Below are 930 nucleotides of genomic sequence, written 5' to 3'. Positions count from 1 at the left end.
CTGCGCTCCGGTGAGTGGCGCCGATATCCGTAGAAACCACGCGGGTTCCATAAGCCCATCTTCGCGCGCGCGAGGCCTCGGGAAATTCGCGTAAGCGGATTTATGGAGCCTGATCTTTGACGCTCACACCGTCGGGTCGTCGCTCATGCGCGATGTTCCGCCCATCGCCGCAATCAGGTCTGGGGCTTGGCCAGAGGTGAACCCTCGTACTGGGCCAGTAGATCGGCTGGGTCGCGATACGTCGCGATGCAGCCTGCCTGTGTCAGCTCCTCAGCGGTCCAGCCGCCACTGAGCAAACCGATCGTGCGCACGCCCGCCTTGCTGGCAGCCTCCGCATCGTAAGGGGTATCGCCGATCGCAATGGCATCTTCGGCCGCGATCCCATCCAGGCGCTTCAGAGCGGCCTGGAAGATGTCGGGGTTGGGCTTGCTCTCCTCCGCATCATCCGAGGACGTTTCGACGCCGATCAGATCCTCGATGCCGGCAATCTTTTTATAGGTTTGAAGTTCGTCCCCCTTGGCGGATGATGCCAGCGCCAGCTGTTTGCCATCCGCCTGCAAACGTTCGACGAGCGCGCGTACCTGCGGAAAGCCCTTGATGGTCGGCAGGTAACGCTCCTTGAGGATTTGCGCGCGATGCTTCTCCAGCGTCCCGCCCCTCTCCTTGATCTCATCCTCGGACAGAAACACCGGCATCAACAGGTCGCCGCCCTTGCCGATCTGTCGCCGGAGATCTTCGAAGGGGATGTCATGACCGAAGTCATGGAAGGCGTCCTGCCAAGCCTTGGCATGCTGGGGAACGGAGTCGATGAGTGTCCCATCGACGTCAAAAATTACTGCTGAGGGCATCAGTTCGCTTTCCTGTTCCGTGAGGAAGCGACGGGCTGAGGCGCATGTTCCAGCTCGGTGCAGCGACACAGTTCAACCAGGC

1 protein-coding gene is annotated in these 930 nt (G+C 61.0%); it reads right to left on the bottom strand.

What is annotated here, in order from left to right; translation table 11 throughout:
- Positions 1-173: 173 nt before the first annotated feature.
- Positions 174-848, bottom strand: a complete 675-nt coding sequence (locus WDW90_RS37545) for an HAD family hydrolase (protein WP_336492794.1) — start codon at positions 846-848, stop codon at positions 174-176.
- Positions 849-930 lie beyond the last annotated feature (82 nt).

The sequence above is a fragment of the Methylobacterium nigriterrae genome (assembly GCF_037106235.1).
GTDB lineage: Bacteria > Pseudomonadota > Alphaproteobacteria > Rhizobiales > Beijerinckiaceae > Methylobacterium > Methylobacterium nigriterrae.
The sequence above is the reverse complement of the archived record's forward strand: the minus strand, read 5'-3'. Positions and strand labels throughout refer to the sequence as shown.

Excerpts from the sequence above, each read along its gene's own strand:
- WDW90_RS37545 (WP_336492794.1), bottom strand. The coding sequence starts at position 848 with ATGCCCTCAGCAGTAATTTTTGACGTCGATGGGACACTCATCGACTCC.